Raw genomic sequence first — 17,059 nt, 5'->3', positions numbered from 1 at the left:
ATAGGAATGAATATATGCGGAAAAAAGAGATGATAAAAAGATGGATATATGGCATCGTCGGTTCCCTCGTCTTATGCGTGGGGACCGTGAGCGCCCAGCGGACATTATCGCTGGAAGAATGCCGGGAAATGGCTTTGGAGAATAACGCGAAGATGAAGAACGCCCGCTTAGACGTAGAAGAGGCGAGGGAAGGAAAAAAGGAGGCCTTTACGAAATACTTCCCGAATGTCAGCGCCGTGGGAACAGCTTTTAAGGCGAACCACGGGATGATGGATATGAGCGTGATACCGGGCCTTCTCGAGTTGTCGATGATGGATGACGGCTTGCTGGGTGGGGTGACCGCTATCCAGCCCGTGTTCGCCGGCGGACAGATCGTGAACGGCAATAAGCTGGCCGACTTGGCGCTCGAGGTGAGCCGTTACCAGATGCGCCAATCCGAGGATGAGGTAGCCCTGACGGTGGAGCGGTATTACTGGCAATGGATCTCCCTTCACGAGAAATTAAGGACGATCGAGATCGTGGAATCCTTGGTGGGGAGTCTTTATAAGGATGTGGAGGTAGCGGTCGGCGCCGGCGTGACGACTCGTAATGACCTACTGCAAGTCCAGTTGAAAAAGAACGGCGTGGCGAGCGACCGCCTGCGGGTGGAGAACGGCTTGCGCCTTTCCAAGATGGTGCTGGCTCAATATATCGGTATCGGGGAAGATGATTTCGAGATCGATTTCACGCTGCCCGCCGAGGTGCCCTCCCCGGAGCTTTACCGGGTGAGCCATGAGGAGGCGCTCCCTACGACACTCTCTTATAAATTGCTGGAGAAGAACGTGGAGGCCGCCCGTCTTCAACAAAAGCTGAAGGTTGGGCAATACTTGCCCACCGTGGGGATCGGAGCCGGGTATATGTATCACAACTTACTGGATAAGGACCGTCCGTTCGGCATGGTTTTCGCTACCGTAGCGATTCCGATCAGTGATTGGTGGGGCGGCTCGCACGCCATCCGGAAGCAAAAGCTTCAGGTGAAGGCGGCCGAGTATTCCCGCCAAAACGCCAATGAGCTTCTGTTGGTGCAAATGCGGAAGCTTTGGAACGAGCTGGAGGAGTCTTATAAGCAAGTCAAGCTCTCGGAGGAATCCATAGCGACGGCCGAGGAGAATGTCCGCCTTAATACGGACTATTATAAGGCGGGCACGGTTACGCTGAGCGATCTTCTGGACGCCCAATCGCTCCTCCAGCAAAGCCGTGACCAGTATACGGGTGATTATACGGCTTATTTGATCAAACGTACGGAATATTTACAGGCGACAGGGCGTTAATTTGTTTTTTTTCCATATATTTGCTTATTAACAAATAATAAAACGAGAAGTGATGATGAGCTACGCCAATTATCTTTACATAGCGATCCGTGCCGCGGTAGACGCAGGCAAGTCGATCATGGATATTTATAACGACCCCGAATCAGACTTCGGGATAGAGAGAAAAGCAGACAACTCGCCGTTGACAAAGGCGGATAAGGCGGCCCATCGATTGATAACAAACGCTTTGTCCGTTACCCCGTTTCCGGTCTTAAGCGAGGAAGGAAAGGAGATCCCGTTCAAGGAGCGCTCCAAATGGGAGACGCTGTGGATCGTGGACCCGCTGGACGGTACCAAGGAGTTTATCAAGAAAAACGGCGAGTTTACCGTGAATATCGCCTTGGTGGAGAAGGGTGTGCCCGTGTTGGGCGTCATTTATGTGCCCGTCCGGAAGGAGTTGTATTTCGCCTCCTCCTCTGTGGGTGCTTATAAGTTTACAGGAATCGATAGCAGCAGCCAGCCCTCGATGGACGAGATGAAGCAGCGGGCGATACATTTGCCGATGGCGCTGGCGCATCAGGGAATCGTGGTAGTGGCATCCCGGTCTCACCAAACGGAGGAGACCACCGCTTTCATCGATAATCTCCGCAAGCAGGGAAAGCCCGTTACGTTGATCAGTAGCGGCAGCAGCCTGAAGATTTGTCTGGTAGCGGAAGGCTCGGCCGATATCTATCCCCGTTTCGCCCCGACGATGGAGTGGGATACCGCCGCCGGCCACGCCATCGCCAAGTCTGCCGGTTGCGACATATATCATATCGACGGCAAGACCCCGCTTCGCTATAACAAGGAAGATTTGCATAATCCGTGGTTTATCGTGAAGTGAGGGGGATGTGTATTTTAAGTTACTGTCAGCGGTGGGAGACGGAGCATGCTCCGTCTCTTCAAGCCGTACAATGCATTCTTGTTTATTTGGTTATGAACGAAATTTAGAAGACTACCTTGTAAGAATATAAGTTGGCCCAGAATCAATCATTATTGGTCTATATCCCATATAATCCTAAAAATAGGTTAGCGAAAGGAGTGCGCACTTGAGTATTCTTATTATTTTTGCGCTCTTAAAAGTAAATACATGAATTTTGATATAGTGTTTGTGTTGCTGGCCCTGATCGGCATGATCGCAGCCTTGGTATGGGATAAGATGCGGCCGGGAATGGTTCTTCTGACAGTGGTCGTGTTTTTTCTCTGCGTAGGCATTCTTACTCCCAAGGAGATGCTGGAGGGCTTTAGCAATAAAGGGATGATAACCGTAGCCATGCTCTTCCTTGTCAGTGAGGGAGTGCGGCAGAGCGGGGCTTTAGGCCAATTGATCAAGAAACTGCTTCCCGAGGGGAAGACCACCGTCTTCAAGGCGCAGGCGAGGATGCTCCCGCCCGTAGCTTTCGTGTCGGCGTTCCTGAATAATACGCCGGTGGTGGTTATTTTCGCCCCGATCATCAAGCGATGGGCAGAGGCGGTGAAGCTTCCGGCCACGAAATTCTTGATCCCTCTCTCGTATGTCACGATATTGGGCGGTATATGTACCTTGATCGGTACTTCTACGAATCTGGTGGTGCACGGCATGATTCTGGAGGCGGGATATGAGGGCTTTACGATGTTTGAGCTGGGGAAAGTCGGTATTTTTATCGCTATCGCCGGTATTTTATATTTGTTCGCTTTCTCGAACAAGCTGCTTCCGGACTCGAGGACGGATACGGTATCCGAAGACGGGGAGGATGAGAATCCCGGGAATTTCCACCGGGTGGAGGCCGTGCTGGGCGCACGCTTCCCGGGTATCAACAAGACCTTGGGAGAGTTTAACTTTACCCGCCATTACGGGGCGATCGTGAAAGAGGTGAAAAGCGGCGGACAGCGTTTTACCCGTAATCTGGATACGGTGGTGTTGCATGAGGGCGATACCTTGGTGTTGTGGGCGGACGATTCTTTTATCCCTACATGGGGTGAGTCTAGTGTCTTCTTGATGTTGGCGAATGGTAATGAGGCAACGGAGCCGGTATCGAAGAAGAAACGTTGGCTGGCTTTAGGACTGTTGATCTTTATGATTACGGGGGCGACGGTAGGAGAGTTGCCAGTCGTGAAAGAGGCCGTTCCAAGTATGCGCTTGGATATGTTCTTCTTTGTCTGTATTACGACAATCATCATGGCGTGGACGAAGCTTTTCCCGCCTAAAAAATACACGAAATACATTTCTTGGGATATCTTGATAACGATCGCTTGCGCTTTCGCTATCAGCAAGGCCATGGAGAATTCCGGCTTTGCCTCCATGATAGCCCGCCATATAATCGGTATGGCCGACAATTTGGGGCCGTATGCGTTGCTGGCGATTCTATTTATTATTACCAATATATTTACGGAGTTGATCACGAATAACGCTGCGGCGGCATTGAGCTTCCCGATCGCTTTGTCGGTAGCTACGCAATTAGGCGTTGATCCGACCCCATTCTTTGTCGTGATCTGTATGGCGGCGTCGGCTAGTTTCAGTACGCCGATCGGCTACCAGACCAACCTGATCGTGCAAGGCGTGGGAGGCTATAAGTTCACGGATTTCGTGAAGGTGGGCTTGCCCTTGAACTTGATCACGTTCTTGATCTCCGTGTTTGTAATACCTATGATATGGAAGTTTTAGAAAATAATATCTATCCGATTTTCGACCGTATGCTGGGTCGTGAGGATAAAGAGGCGCTTTTGGGACAAAGGGGCGTGATGGTGTGGTTCACGGGTTTGAGTGGCTCGGGGAAAAGCACGATCGCTATCGCTTTGGAGCGTGAGTTGCATAAACGGGGATTGCTTTGCCGCATCCTCGACGGGGATAATATCCGCAGTGGTATCAACAATAATCTCGGGTTCTCGCCGGAGGACCGGGTGGAGAATATACGCCGGATCGCCGAGGTGGGTAAACTGTTTGTCGATACGGGTGTTATAACCATAGCGGCTTTTATCAGCCCGAACAATGAGTTGAGAGAGATGGCGTCCGCTATCATCGGTAAAGCGGATTTCTTGGAGGTTTACGTAAGTACGCCGCTCGCCGAGTGCGAACGCCGTGACGTGAAAGGCCTGTATGCCAAGGCCCGGAAAGGCGAGATCAAGGAGTTTACCGGGGTTTCCGCCCCGTTCGAGGCGCCGGAACGTCCGGACCTGTCCTTGGATACCTCCGTATTGAGCGTGGAGCAATCCGTGAGCCGGTTGTTGGAGTTGATCGTACCGAAAGTAGAAATTAAACACTGAAAAAAGATATGTCTGATTACAAGTTAAGTCATTTACAGGAGCTGGAGGCCGAGTCTATCCATATCATTCGTGAGGTAGCCGCCGAGTTCGAGAATCCTGTTATGCTTTATTCCATCGGGAAGGATTCTTCCGTGATGGTCCGTTTGGCCGAGAAGGCTTTCGCTCCGGGTAAGGTTCCTTTCCCGTTGATGCACATCGATTCGAAATGGAAGTTTAAGGAGATGATAGAGTTCCGTGATTCTTACGCGAGGAAATTCGGCTGGAACCTGATCGTGGAGTCTAATATGGAGGCTTTCCATGCGGGCGTGGGCCCGTTCACGCATGGAAGCAAGGTGCATACGGACTTGATGAAGACGCAGGCTTTGCTTCATGCCTTGGATAAATATAAGTTCGACGCCGCTTTCGGCGGCGCTCGCCGTGACGAGGAGAAGAGCCGTGCGAAGGAACGTATCTTCTCGTTCCGCGATAAGTTCCATCAATGGGACCCGAAGAACCAGCGCCCGGAGTTGTGGGATATCTATAACGCCCGTGTGCATAAGGGCGAGAGCATCCGTGTATTTCCGCTATCGAACTGGACGGAGCTGGATATCTGGCAATATATCCGTCTGGAGAATATCCCGATCGTTCCCTTGTATTTCGCCAAGGAGCGTCCGTGCGTGGAGATCGACGGTAATTTGATCATGGCGGACGACGACCGCTTGCCGGAGCAATACCGGGACCAGATCCGTATGCGTATGGTCCGTTTCCGTACGTTGGGCTGCTGGCCGCTGACCGGCGCCGTGGAGAGCGAGGCGGATACGATCGAGAAAATCGTGGAGGAGATGATGACCACGACGAAGAGCGAGCGTACGACCCGTGTGATCGACTTCGATCAAGACGCTAGTATGGAGCAGAAGAAACGGGAAGGGTATTTTTAACACAGAAGAGACATGGCAGATACAAAATTAAATATAAAGGAATTCCTAGATAAGGACGAGCAGAAGGACCTGCTGAGATTCTTGACCGCCGGCTCGGTGGATGATGGCAAATCGACCTTGATAGGCCGATTGCTGTTTGATAGTAAGAAAATATACGAGGATCAGTTGGATGCCTTGGAGCGTGACAGCAAGCGTATGGGCAACGCCGGCGAGCATATCGACTACGCTTTGTTGCTGGATGGCTTGAAGGCCGAGCGTGAGCAAGGTATCACGATCGATGTGGCTTACCGTTATTTCAGCACGAACAACCGTAAGTTCATCATCGCCGACACCCCGGGGCACGAGCAGTACACCCGGAATATGATCACGGGTGGTTCCACGGCGAATCTGGCGATCATCTTGGTGGATGCCCGCACGGGCGTGATCACGCAAACCTGCCGTCACACCTATCTGGTATCTTTGCTGGGGATCAAGCATGTGGTGCTGGCTGTGAATAAGATGGACTTGGTGGACTTCGACAAGGATACGTTCGACCGGATCGTGGCGGATTATAAACGTTTCGTGGAGCCGCTGGATATCCCGGATATCACGTATATCCCCTTGTCGGCCTTGGATGGCGATAACGTGGTGGAGAAGAGTGATCGCACGCCTTGGTACGAGGGTACGTCTTTATTGGATTATCTGGAGAACGTGCCTATCGACTTGGATCGTAACTACGAGGACTTCCGTTATCCGGTGCAATACGTGTTGCGCCCGAATCTGGATTTCCGTGGGTTTAGCGGCAAGGTGGCCAGCGGTATCGTGCGTAAGGGAGATACGGTGATGGCGTTGCCTTCCGGGAAGACCTCGAAGGTAAAGAGCATCGTCACCTACGAGGGTGAGTTGGAGCAGGCTTTCCCTCCTCAATGTATTACGATCACCTTGGAGGACGAGATCGATATCTCCCGTGGGGAGATGCTGGTGCACCCGGATAACTTGCCGATCTGCGACCGTAATTTCGAGGCCATGCTGGTGTGGATGGATGAGGAAGCCATGGACGTGAACAAGCAGTTCTACATCAAGCAGACCACTCATACGACACGTGCCCGTGTGGATAGTATCCGCTATAAGGTGAACGTGAACACGATGGAGCAGTCTTCCGTGGATCATCTGGAGCTGAACGAGATCGGCCGTGTGGTATTTACTACCGGCAAGGAGTTGTTCTTCGATCCGTATAGGAGGAATAAGCAAACCGGCTCGTTTATCTTGATCGATCCGATTACGAATAATACGTCCGCCGTGGGTATGATCATCGACCGTGTGGACGCTAAAGATATGGTGACGGAAGACGCTTTGGCTACCTTGAACCTCCCGGAGATGGGAATCGGAGAGGAGCACTATGAGGCGATCCGTAAGGTTTGTGAGGAGTTGGGCCGGCAGGGCGTATCTGTGAAATGTATAACGGAAAAACGATAGGATATGGGATTGTTGGAGTTTGATAAGCTACCGATCAATACGTTGGTCGGGGCGGATTGGGATACGTTCAGGAAGGTGACGGCCCGGCAGCAGATAGACAAGGGCTTTAAGGGTAAGTATCGCCTTACGACCGGTGTTTGCCGCCTGTTGAGCGCCTTGAAGCCGATCGAGGATAGCCGGTTCAAGAAATTGGCCGATAAGCCGCTTGAGATGGACCCCTTGTTTATCTTGGGGCATTGGCGGAGTGGTACGACTTTTGTTCATAATATCTTCGCCTGCGATAAGCATTTCGGTTATACCACGACGTACCAGACGGTATTCCCGCACCTGATGCTCTGGGGACAGCCTTTCTTCAAGAAGAACATGGCTTTCTTGATGCCGGATAAGCGTCCGACCGATAATATGGAGTTGAAGGTGGATCTTCCGCAAGAGGAGGAGTTCGCCTTGTCGAACATGATGCCTTATACGTATTATAATTTCTGGTTCTTCCCGAAACGCTGGATGGAGTATTGCGATCGTTACTTATTGTTTAACGATATCACGGAGGAGGAGCGGCGGATCTTCATGGATACTTTCATGCGTCTGGTTAAGGTTTCCCTCTGGAATACGAACGGTACGCAGTATTTGAGCAAGAACCCACCGCATACGGGGCGTGTGAAGACATTGCTGGAGATGTTCCCGAACGCTAAGTTCATCTACTTGAAGCGAAATCCGTATACGGTATTCGAGAGTACCCGCAGTTTCTTTACGAATACGATCCAGCCATTGCGTTTGCAGGATATCACGAACGAGCAGATCGAGGCGAACTTCATCGAGGTATATCGCCGTCTTTTCTACAAGTACGAGGAAGAGAAGCACCTGATACCGGAAGGCAATCTGGTGGAAGTGAAGTTCGAGGATTTCGAGAAAGACGCTTTCGCCATGACGGAAAATATTTACGGGTCATTAAACTTACCCGGCTTTAAGGAGTCTAAGGCGGATATAGAGAAGTATCTGGGCAAGAAGAAGGGCTACAAGAAGAACCAATACAAGTACGAGGATCGTACGGTCCGGCTCGTAGAGGAAAATTGGGGCATGGCCTTGAAGGAATGGGGCTATAGCTTATAAATAAAGGGTTAGATAGGTATTAAATTGATAGAGGGATGGGTTTGAGTTTAAGAAAGAAAGCGTTATTTTTGGCAATCGCTTGTATGCCTTTGTCCGTGGTTCTCGCGGACGGGGATGGGGTGACATCGGAGAATGTGGTGCCCTTCGCTTATGGAGACATGGATAATTGGATTGTCCGTGAGATTCATGAGTCTGGCATTATCGGGGGAAATACGAAATGGCTTTATGAGCTGGGGCCCTCGGATACGATTGTCGGTAATACGGCGTTTCGTAATATGGGCGGTTCTCCGTGGGCTACTTCCAACGTGATGGCGAAAGTGGCGGGAGTGGTGAAAACCAATACGTCTGTTTTCCCGGAGAAACGGGGGGATGGGATGTGCGCCCGCATGGAGACCCGTTATGAGAGCGTGAAGGTTTTCGGTTTGGTGGATATCGAGGTGATCGCCGCCGGCTCCGTTTTCTTGGGTACGGTGCATGAGCCGATCAAGGGAACAAAGAACCCCCAAGCGATGTTACAATCAGGAGTGCCTTTCTCCAAGAAGCCGAAAGCGTTGCGGTTTGATTATAAGGTGAAAGCCGCTCCCGAGAAGAATCGGGTACGTAGTACGGGGTTCAGCCGTAAGAGTACGGTGGCCGGGCAGGATTCCTTGGCGGTGATCTTGTTGTTGCAGAAACGATGGGAAGACGAGGAAGGGAATGTTTATTCCAAGCGGGTCGGTACGATGGTGCAACGCTATACGGAATCTACCCCTGATTGGGTAAATGACGCTACTTACCCGATCCTTTATGGAAATATAACATCCAAGCCCGAATATAAACCGTATATGCGTATACAAGTAGAGGAACGTTATACGTTAAATAGTAAAGGAAAAAGCGTTCCTATCCAAGAGGTAGGCTGGGCGGAGCCGGGCGAGGCACCTACGCATATGGTGTTGCAGTTCACCTCCAGCCACGGAGGGGCCTATATCGGCTCTCCGGGAAATACGTTTTGGATAGACAACGTAGAATTAATATACTAATATGGTCGAAGCAAAGATAAAAGCCCTGCGTGATGAGCTGGAGCGGCATAATTATAATTATTATGTGCTTTCGGCACCGACAATATCAGACTTTGAGTTTGATAAGATGATGAAAGAGTTGCAGGAACTGGAGGCGGCGCATCCCGAGTTCGCCGATCCGGATTCCCCGACTCGGCGAGTGGGGAGCGACCTCTCGAAAGAGTTTGAGCAAGTAGTACATAAATATCCGATGCTTTCGTTGGGTAATACGTACTCCGAGGATGAGATCCGAGATTTTTATGATCGTACGGTCCGCTCCTTGAATGAGCCTTTCGAGATTGTGGCGGAGCTTAAATATGATGGTACTTCTATCTCTTTGACCTATGAGAAAGGACGCTTGACGCGTGCCGTGACCCGTGGCGACGGTACTCGTGGTGATGACGTGACGGCGAATATCAAGACCATCCGTTCGGTTCCATTAAGACTCCGGGGCTCTGATTTTCCGGAGGAGTTCGAGATCCGTGGCGAGGTATTGCTGCCTTGGGCGGAGTTCGATCGCTTGAATAAGGAACGGGAGGAGCAGGAGGAACCCTTGTTCGCCAATCCTCGCAATGCCGCTTCCGGTACGTTGAAACAGCAGAACCCGGCTATCGTGGCCTCCCGTAAGCTGGATGCTTATTTCTATTATTTATTGGGTGAGAACCTGCCGGCCGAAGGGCATTATGAGAATTTGCAGGCGGCTCGCGCATGGGGTTTTAAGATTCCGGACGTGATCCGCAAATGCCAGAGCCTACAGGATATATTCGATTATATCGCTTATTGGGATGTGGAACGTAAGAACCTGCCCGTGGCGACGGATGGAATCGTGTTGAAGGTAAACTCGCTTCGTCAGCAGAGGAACTTAGGTTTTACGTCGAAAAGCCCTCGCTGGGCGATCGCTTATAAGTTTCAGGCGGAGCGTGCCGAGACTCGCTTGAACTCGGTCTCTTTCCAAGTGGGACGGACGGGGACGGTTACTCCGGTGGCGAATCTCGAGCCCGTATTGTTGGCGGGGACGGTGGTGAAGCGGGCTTCCCTGCATAACGCCGATATTATCGAGGGGCTTGACTTGCATATCGGCGACCAAGTGTATGTGGAGAAAGGCGGGGAGATCATCCCGAAGATCGTGGGAGTGAACGTGGAGGCTCGTTCGATGCTGATGGGGGATAAGGTCCGCTTTATCCGTGTGTGTCCGGAGTGCGGGACTCCTTTGGTGCGTCCGGAGGGAGAGGCGGCGCATTACTGTCCGAACGAGTCGGGCTGTCCTCCTCAGATCAAGGGGCGTATAGAGCATTTCGTGACCCGGAAGGCGATGAATATCAATATAGGCCCGGAAACGGTGGAGGATTTGTACAACGCCGGTTATGTAAAAGACTCGGCGGACTTATATACGTTGACGGTTGCCGATTTATTGCGTCTGGAACGGTGGGCGGAGAAGAGCGCCCAGAATCTGATGTCGAGTCTGGAGGAATCCAAGCAAGTTCCTTTTGAGAGGGTCTTGTTCGGTCTGGGGATTCGTTTCGTGGGAGAGACGGTCGCTAAACGCTTGGTCTCGGCTTTCCATTCGATCGAGGCATTGGAGCAGGCGTCCTTAGAGGATTTGGTAGCCGTGGACGAGATCGGCGAGCGGATCGCCCAGAGTGTATTGAGTTATTTCTCGGACGAGAAGAACCGTACGTTGGTGAACCGATTAAAGGAACAGGGCTTGCGGATGGCGGTTTCCGAGGAGCAATTGGCGAACCGTTCCGAGAAGTTGAAAGGATTGACGATCGTGATCAGCGGGACATTTTCCAAGCATTCACGTGACGAGTATAAGGCGATGATTGAGCAACATGGCGGCAAGAATAGCGGCTCCGTCTCAGGGAAGACCGATTATATCCTTGCCGGCGAGAATATGGGACCGGCCAAGCTGGAGAAAGCGGCGAAGCTGGGTGTGAAGATTATCAACGAGGATGCGTTCTTAAATATGCTGGAATAAATGTTTACGAATTATTTTATCAAGAAGAAGATACAGGCTTTAGTGTCGGACGCCGGGGGGCGTCCGCATCGTTCCCTTTCCTTGGATGAGGCACGTTCGCTTTTGGTCTTGTATAATATAGAGGATCACGAGGACGTCATGAGGGCCTTGGAGCCTTTGCGCAAGGCGAAGAAGGATATCAAGACGTGTGTGTATGTGCCGTCCGGAGGAGCGGATATTCCTTTCGACGATTCCAATATTCCTGTACATTCAAAGAGCGATCTCAATGCGTGGGGATTCCCTTCAGATAGTGTCTTGGAAAAGGTGGGCGCTCTCAAGGCGGATATCTTGATCGATATCACCCGGCCGGGTTGTTATGCCTTGCAATACATCGCTCTCCGGCATCCATCCGCCTTCAAGGTCGGGATTAAGTATCCGGGCCAAGAATGGTACGACTTAGGCTTGACTGTAACAGATAAGGACGATATTCAGTATTTATTCGGACAGATATTATTTTATTTGCGTTCCATCCGTGCTAAATGATATAATTTCCTTATTTTTGCAGTGCTAAATAACAAAAAGGAATATTTTCCCCATGGCAGACATAAATTTAAAAGGAATGGGTGTGGCGTTGATCACGCCATTCAAGGAAGATGAGAGTGTAGATTACGAGGCGTTAGGCAAGCTGGTGGATTATCAGGTGCAGAACGGTACGGATTATTTGGTAGTGCTGGGTACTACAGCGGAAACCCCTACACTTACGGAAGAAGAAAAGAAAAACATTATAAGCTTGGTAGTGACTCGTGTACGGGGCCGTATCCCTATCGTATTAGGCGTGGGAGGTAATTGTACACGGTCGGTTGTCGAGAAGTTGAAGACAGATAATTTTGAGGGTATCGACGCTATCCTCTCGGTCGTACCTTATTATAATAAGCCTTCCCAAGAAGGGATTTACCAGCATTACAAGGCGATCGCCAACGCTACTCATTTACCGATCGTACTCTATAACGTACCGGGGCGTACGGGTGTGAACATGACGGCCGAGACCACGCTTCGTATCGCCCGTGAGTTCGATAACGTGATCGCCGTGAAAGAGGCTTCCGGCAATATCACCCAGATGGATGATATCATCAAGAACAAGCCGGCCCGTTTCAACGTGATCTCCGGTGACGATGGTATTACTTTCCCTTTAATGACATTAGGTGCGGTGGGAGTGATCTCCGTGATCGGTAACGCCTTCCCTCGTGAGTTTAGCCGTATGGTACGTCTGGCCTTGGCGGGTGATTATGATAGCGCACGTACGATCCATCACAGCTTCACGGAGCTGTTCAGCCTGTTGTTCGTGGATGGAAATCCTGCCGGAGCGAAGAGTATGTTAAATATGATGGGCTTTATCGAGAATAAGCTTCGTTTGCCTTTGGTTCCTACACGTATCGTCACGTATGAGAAGATCCGTGAGGTGTTGCGACAGTTGAGCATTAAGTGCTGATCCGCTTTTAACGGCAACGATTCTTATTATTTATATAGGATAACAAAAGGGGCTTCATGTGTCATAGAGGGCATGTGAAGCCTTTTTCTATTGATATGCTCCAACTCCTCATACCGATACTTCAACCTTGATTTCGGTCACTTCATTATTTTATACGGGGCAGACAAACGCTTACCTTTTATTTTTGTAACTATTATATTAAATAAATGAAGTGATGTTTAAAGCGATTGTCCATTTTTCTATTCAGAAGAAACTATTCGTTGGGTTGACAACCTTGTTTCTGCTTCTGGGGGGAATCTATGCCATGATGACTTTACCGATAGATGCCGTACCGGATATAACGAACAATCAAGTGCAAATCGTGACGGTATCGCCAACCTTGGCCCCGCAAGAGGTAGAGCAATTGATCACCATGCCTATCGAGATAGCGATGAGTAATATCATGAACGTGGAAGAGATCCGCTCCGTTTCCCGCTTTGGCCTGTCATTGGTAACGGTCGTGTTTAAGGAAAGCGTGCCTACCTTGGATGCCCGCCAACTTATAAACGAGCAGATACAGACCGTGGCGGGAGAAATCCCCACGGAACTGGGTACGCCGGAGCTGATGCCTATCACGACCGGCTTGGGCGAGATTTATCAATATGTATTGAGCGTGGAGCCCGGTTATGAGGAGAAATACGACGCCATGGAACTCCGTACCATTCAGGACTGGATCGTGAAACGGCAACTGAGCGGTATACCGGGTATCGTGGAGATCAATAGCTTTGGCGGCTATCTGAAACAGTATGAGGTGGCGGTAGATCCGGATGCCCTTTATTCCTTGAATATTACGATCGGCGAGGTGTTCGAGGCGCTCAACCGGAATAACCAGAATACGGGCGGCAGTTATATCGAGAAAATCAATAAGGCTTACTACATCCGTAGCGAGGGAATGATCGGCAAGATAAAGGACATCGAGCGCATCGTGATCACGAACCGTGGAGGGATACCGATTCATATAAGCGATGTCGGCTCGGTTCGCTTTGGTTCCGCCAAGCGTTTTGGAGCCATGACAAAGGATGGCGAGGGAGAGTGCGTGGGCGGTATCGCCATGATGTTGAAGGGTGCGAACGCCAATGTCGTGACCAAGGAACTGGAGGCACGGGTCGAAAGGGTACAGAAAATGTTGCCGGAAGGTGTTCGTGTAGAACCTTATTTGAATCGTTCCGAATTGGTAGACCGAAATATATCCACCGTGATCCGTAACTTGATAGAGGGAGCGTTGATCGTCTTTATCGTATTGATCATCTTCTTGGGGAATGTGCGGGCCGGCTTGATCGTGGCTTCCGTGATCCCGTTGGCGATGCTTTTCGCTTTTATCTTGATGCGTGTTTTCGGGGTCTCCGCCAATTTGATGAGTTTGGGGGCCATCGATTTCGGTATCGTGGTCGATGGATCGATCGTTATATTGGAGGGGATGTTGGCGCATATCTATTCGAGGCGGTTGATGGGGCGTACGCTCTCTGCCGAGGAGATGGACCGGGAGGTCGAGGCCGGAGCCGGTCATGTCGCCCGGAGCGCTACCTTTGCCGTATTGATCATTTTGATCGTCTTCTTCCCGCTACTTACGCTGACCGGGATAGAGGGCAAGTATTTTACCCCCATGGCGAAGACCTTGGTATTTTGTATTATCGGAGCTTTGATCCTTTCGCTCACCTACGTGCCGATGATGGCCTCCCTGTTCCTAAAGCGTACGATCTCTTCGAAGCCTACATTCGCCGATCGTTTCTTCGGGAAATTAAATGGGGTTTACAGGCGTACGCTTCATTTCTGTCTGCGTCATATCTGGGGAACGATCGCTTGCTCTTTCGCGGCTCTGGCTGTGTCCCTTTTCTTATTCACGAGGTTAGGGGCGGAGTTTATCCCTACGCTGGATGAGGGGGATTTCGCCATGCAGATGACGCTTCCCGCCGGTAGTTCCCTGACGCATAGTATCGAGCTATCGAAGCAAGCGGAAGAGACCTTGATGAAGAGTTTCCCGGAGATCAAACACGTGGTAGCCAAGATCGGAACGGCCGAGGTTCCGACCGACCCGATGGCGGTGGAAGACGCAGATATCATGATCGTGATGAAACCTTTCAAGGAATGGACCTCGGCCTCCAGCCGTGCGGAGATGGTGGAGAAGATGAAGGCTTCCTTGGAACCGATTACGGGGGCGGAGTTTAACTTCAGCCAGCCGATCCAGCTTCGCTTCAATGAATTGATGACGGGAGCCAAGGCGGATATCGCGATCAAGCTATATGGAGAGGATATGGCGGAGCTTTATAAGAAGGCGAAGGAAGCTTCTCTTTTCGTGGAGCAAGTACCGGGAGCCGCCGATGTGATCGTGGAGCAGGCGATGGGGCTGCCGCAATTGGTCGTACACTACGACCGTGCCAAGATCGCCCGTTACGGGATGAATATAGAGGAGTTGAACACGATCATCCGTACGGCTTATGCGGGAGAGGCGGCGGGTGTCGTTTTCGAGAATGAGCGACGTTTCGACTTGGTGCTTCGTCTGGATAATGATAAAGTGGCGGATCTGAATTTGGATAAGCTCTTTGTACGGACTGCCGAGGGAATCCAGATCCCGGTTAGCGAGGTCGCTACGATCGAGCTGGTCAACGGGCCTCTACAGATTAACCGGGATGCCACGAAACGCCGTATCGTGATCGGGGTGAATGTCCGTGACGCTGATATCCAGAAAGTCGTGCGTACTATCCAAGAAACCCTTGACAAGCATATCAAGCTGGAACCGGGATACTACTTTGAGTATGGCGGCCAGTTCGAGAACTTGCGGAATGCGATCGATACGCTTACGATCGTGATACCGGTCGCCTTGTCATTGATCTTATTGCTGTTGTTCTTTGCCTTTAAGAGTGTTACCTACTCGCTGGTGGTATTTTCTACCGTCCCGTTATCCTTGATAGGGGGTATTCTGGCCCTTTGGTTACGAGGGTTGCCTTTCAGTATATCGGCGGGGGTCGGCTTTATCGCCTTGTTTGGCGTAGCGGTTTTGAATGGTATATTAATGATTAATCATTTTAATAACTTACGAAAACAAACTAAATATCAAATGACAACGAATCGTATCCTTGCGAAAGGATGTCCGCATCTACTTCGCCCCGTATTCTTGACCGGCTTGGTAGCTTCTCTAGGATTCGTGCCGATGGCGATAGCGAAGTCCGCGGGCGCGGAGGTGCAACGTCCGTTAGCGACGGTCGTGATCGGAGGCTTGATTGTCTCCACGATCTTGACGTTGATTATTATCCCGGTATTTTATCGGTTGGTAAATAGCTCGGCCGCTTGGAAGCGCCAACACTGGTTGAAGCGCCTATTGCCGTTTCTTCTTTTTTTAGGTATCTTATTCCCCACGCATGCCCAACAGACGGTGTCGTTGGAAGAAGCCGTGACGATCGCCTTGGAGAATCATCCTCGCCTGAAGACTGCCACGGCATCCATTGAACGTAGTCGTGCTTCACGGGGAGAGAGCTGGGAGGTGTCACCGACCACCTTTAATTATTCATGGGGGCAGATCAACGGTGAGACACGAAACGACAATCAGATGGAGATCACGCAATCCTTGGGCTCTCTATTGACCCCATTTTATAAGAACGCCTTGGTGAACCGTCAAGTCGCCACGGGAGAATATTACCGGGACTTGGTGAAGAAGGAGATTACGGCCGAGGTAAAACGGGCATGGGCTTATTATCAATATGCCTTTCATCTATGTGCCTTGTATAAAGAGCAGATCGAGTGGGCCGGACGTTTGCGAAAGGCAAGTCAGTTGCGTTATGAGCAAGGGGATATCACGCTATTGGAGCGGAATATGTCATCTACCTTGGTCGCCGATCTACAGACCCGTTTGTCGCAGGCGGAAGAGGAGTTGCAATTGGCTGCCCGTCGTTTCTCATGGACTTGTTATTCGGATTCCCCATTGCTGCCTATGGATACGACATTGGTTTTATTCCCCGCTCGCGTAGCCGAGATCGCTCCGTCCGATATCCATCTGAATTACTTCCGGAGCGTGGCCGATGAGAAGAAAGCCATGCTTCGTATCGAACGAAGCCGTTTCTTCCCGGAACTATCGGTAGGATATGTGCGTCAGAAAATAGCCCCGTTGAGCGGTCTGGACTCTTGGATGGTCGGGATCTCGTTCCCGGTATTGTTCTTCCCGCAGCATAGCCGGGTAAGGCAAGCGAAGATCGATTCCTATATCGCCCGCACGGAAGCGGAGAGCAACATCCGTCAGTTGAACAATAAGGTGGAGGAGTTGAGCGTTGCGCTTCGTAAGGAAGGAGAGCATATCCGCTATTATACGACCGGCGCTTTACCGGAAGCGGATGCTTTGTTGAAGAGCGCGACGGTACAGTTCAAAGAGAGCGAGACAGATATCACGCAGTTTGTCCAAAGCCTGAACGCCGCCCGGGAGATCCGGCGGGGATATATCGAGGCCGTATATGCCTATAATATATCGGCGCTTGAGTTGGAGTTGTATAGTAGATAAC

12 protein-coding genes are annotated in these 17,059 nt (G+C 50.9%); all 12 read left to right on the top strand.

Annotation, left to right across the window (positions count from 1 at the left end):
- Nucleotides 1–14: 14 nt before the first annotated feature.
- On the top strand, nucleotides 15–1,310 hold the full coding sequence (locus CI959_RS18735) for a TolC family protein (protein WP_008772350.1): 1,296 nt from the start codon (nucleotides 15–17) through the stop codon (nucleotides 1,308–1,310).
- A 52-nt stretch (nucleotides 1,311–1,362) separates the two neighbouring features.
- The gene (gene cysQ, locus CI959_RS18730) at nucleotides 1,363–2,172 is read left to right on the top strand and encodes a 3'(2'),5'-bisphosphate nucleotidase CysQ (RefSeq protein WP_057316958.1); all 810 of its coding nucleotides are present in this window, start codon (nucleotides 1,363–1,365) and stop codon (nucleotides 2,170–2,172) included.
- A 246-nt stretch (nucleotides 2,173–2,418) separates the two neighbouring features.
- The gene (locus CI959_RS18725; protein WP_005857436.1) at nucleotides 2,419–3,972 is read left to right on the top strand and encodes an SLC13 family permease; all 1,554 of its coding nucleotides are present in this window, start codon (nucleotides 2,419–2,421) and stop codon (nucleotides 3,970–3,972) included.
- Nucleotides 3,960–4,571: an adenylyl-sulfate kinase gene (cysC, locus tag CI959_RS18720; RefSeq protein WP_057316959.1), complete on the top strand. Its 612-nt coding sequence runs from the start codon at nucleotides 3,960–3,962 to the stop codon at nucleotides 4,569–4,571. Before CI959_RS18725 ends, cysC begins: the two co-directional genes overlap by 13 nt.
- Nucleotides 4,572–4,579: 8 nt before the next feature.
- Complete coding sequence (cysD, locus tag CI959_RS18715; RefSeq protein WP_048928417.1) at nucleotides 4,580–5,488, top strand: sulfate adenylyltransferase subunit CysD; 909 nt, start codon at nucleotides 4,580–4,582, stop codon at nucleotides 5,486–5,488.
- A gap of 12 nt (nucleotides 5,489–5,500) precedes the next feature.
- Entirely contained in the window at nucleotides 5,501–6,943 is a 1,443-nt protein-coding gene (gene cysN / locus CI959_RS18710) for a sulfate adenylyltransferase subunit CysN (protein ID WP_008772343.1), read from the top strand.
- Between the two features lie 3 nt (nucleotides 6,944–6,946).
- On the top strand, nucleotides 6,947–8,050 hold the full coding sequence (locus CI959_RS18705; protein ID WP_005857428.1) for a sulfotransferase: 1,104 nt from the start codon (nucleotides 6,947–6,949) through the stop codon (nucleotides 8,048–8,050).
- Nucleotides 8,051–8,085: 35 nt separating this feature from the next.
- Entirely contained in the window at nucleotides 8,086–9,069 is a 984-nt protein-coding gene (locus CI959_RS18700; RefSeq protein WP_005857426.1) for a PCMD domain-containing protein, read from the top strand.
- Between the two features lies 1 nt (nucleotide 9,070).
- A complete protein-coding gene (gene ligA / locus CI959_RS18695) occupies nucleotides 9,071–11,065 on the top strand; it encodes an NAD-dependent DNA ligase LigA (protein ID WP_005857423.1) in 1,995 nt (664 codons plus the stop codon).
- A complete protein-coding gene (locus tag CI959_RS18690; protein WP_005857421.1) occupies nucleotides 11,066–11,587 on the top strand; it encodes a hypothetical protein in 522 nt (173 codons plus the stop codon). It abuts the gene before it with no gap.
- A gap of 52 nt (nucleotides 11,588–11,639) precedes the next feature.
- Nucleotides 11,640–12,533, top strand: coding sequence for a 4-hydroxy-tetrahydrodipicolinate synthase (gene dapA / locus CI959_RS18685; RefSeq protein WP_005857419.1), 894 nt, complete (start codon nucleotides 11,640–11,642; stop codon nucleotides 12,531–12,533).
- A 214-nt stretch (nucleotides 12,534–12,747) separates the two neighbouring features.
- Nucleotides 12,748–17,058 (top strand): CusA/CzcA family heavy metal efflux RND transporter, encoded by a 4,311-nt coding sequence (locus CI959_RS18680; RefSeq protein WP_011966171.1) that lies wholly within the window; start codon nucleotides 12,748–12,750, stop codon nucleotides 17,056–17,058.
- Nucleotide 17,059: the final 1 nt, after the last annotated feature.

The sequence above is a fragment of the Parabacteroides sp. AT13 genome (assembly GCF_002272965.1).
Taxonomy (GTDB): domain Bacteria; phylum Bacteroidota; class Bacteroidia; order Bacteroidales; family Tannerellaceae; genus Parabacteroides; species Parabacteroides distasonis.
The sequence above is the reverse complement of the archived record's forward strand: the minus strand, read 5'-3'. Positions and strand labels throughout refer to the sequence as shown.

What these genes read in the sequence shown, in the direction of transcription:
- cysQ (WP_057316958.1), top strand. Translation starts at nt 1,363, where the DNA reads ATGATGAGCTACGCCAATTATCTTTACATAGCGATCCGTGCCGCGGTA.
- ligA (WP_005857423.1), top strand. Translation starts at nt 9,071, where the DNA reads ATGGTCGAAGCAAAGATAAAAGCCCTGCGTGATGAGCTGGAGCGGCAT.
- CI959_RS18700 (WP_005857426.1), top strand. Translation starts at nt 8,086, where the DNA reads ATGGGTTTGAGTTTAAGAAAGAAAGCGTTATTTTTGGCAATCGCTTGT.
- CI959_RS18680 (WP_011966171.1), top strand. Translation starts at nt 12,748, where the DNA reads ATGTTTAAAGCGATTGTCCATTTTTCTATTCAGAAGAAACTATTCGTT.
- dapA (WP_005857419.1), top strand. Translation starts at nt 11,640, where the DNA reads ATGGCAGACATAAATTTAAAAGGAATGGGTGTGGCGTTGATCACGCCA.
- CI959_RS18705 (WP_005857428.1), top strand. Translation starts at nt 6,947, where the DNA reads ATGGGATTGTTGGAGTTTGATAAGCTACCGATCAATACGTTGGTCGGG.
- CI959_RS18735 (WP_008772350.1), top strand. Translation starts at nt 15, where the DNA reads ATGCGGAAAAAAGAGATGATAAAAAGATGGATATATGGCATCGTCGGT.
- cysC (WP_057316959.1), top strand. Translation starts at nt 3,960, where the DNA reads ATGGAAGTTTTAGAAAATAATATCTATCCGATTTTCGACCGTATGCTG.
- CI959_RS18725 (WP_005857436.1), top strand. Translation starts at nt 2,419, where the DNA reads ATGAATTTTGATATAGTGTTTGTGTTGCTGGCCCTGATCGGCATGATC.
- cysD (WP_048928417.1), top strand. Translation starts at nt 4,580, where the DNA reads ATGTCTGATTACAAGTTAAGTCATTTACAGGAGCTGGAGGCCGAGTCT.
- CI959_RS18690 (WP_005857421.1), top strand. Translation starts at nt 11,066, where the DNA reads ATGTTTACGAATTATTTTATCAAGAAGAAGATACAGGCTTTAGTGTCG.
- cysN (WP_008772343.1), top strand. Translation starts at nt 5,501, where the DNA reads ATGGCAGATACAAAATTAAATATAAAGGAATTCCTAGATAAGGACGAG.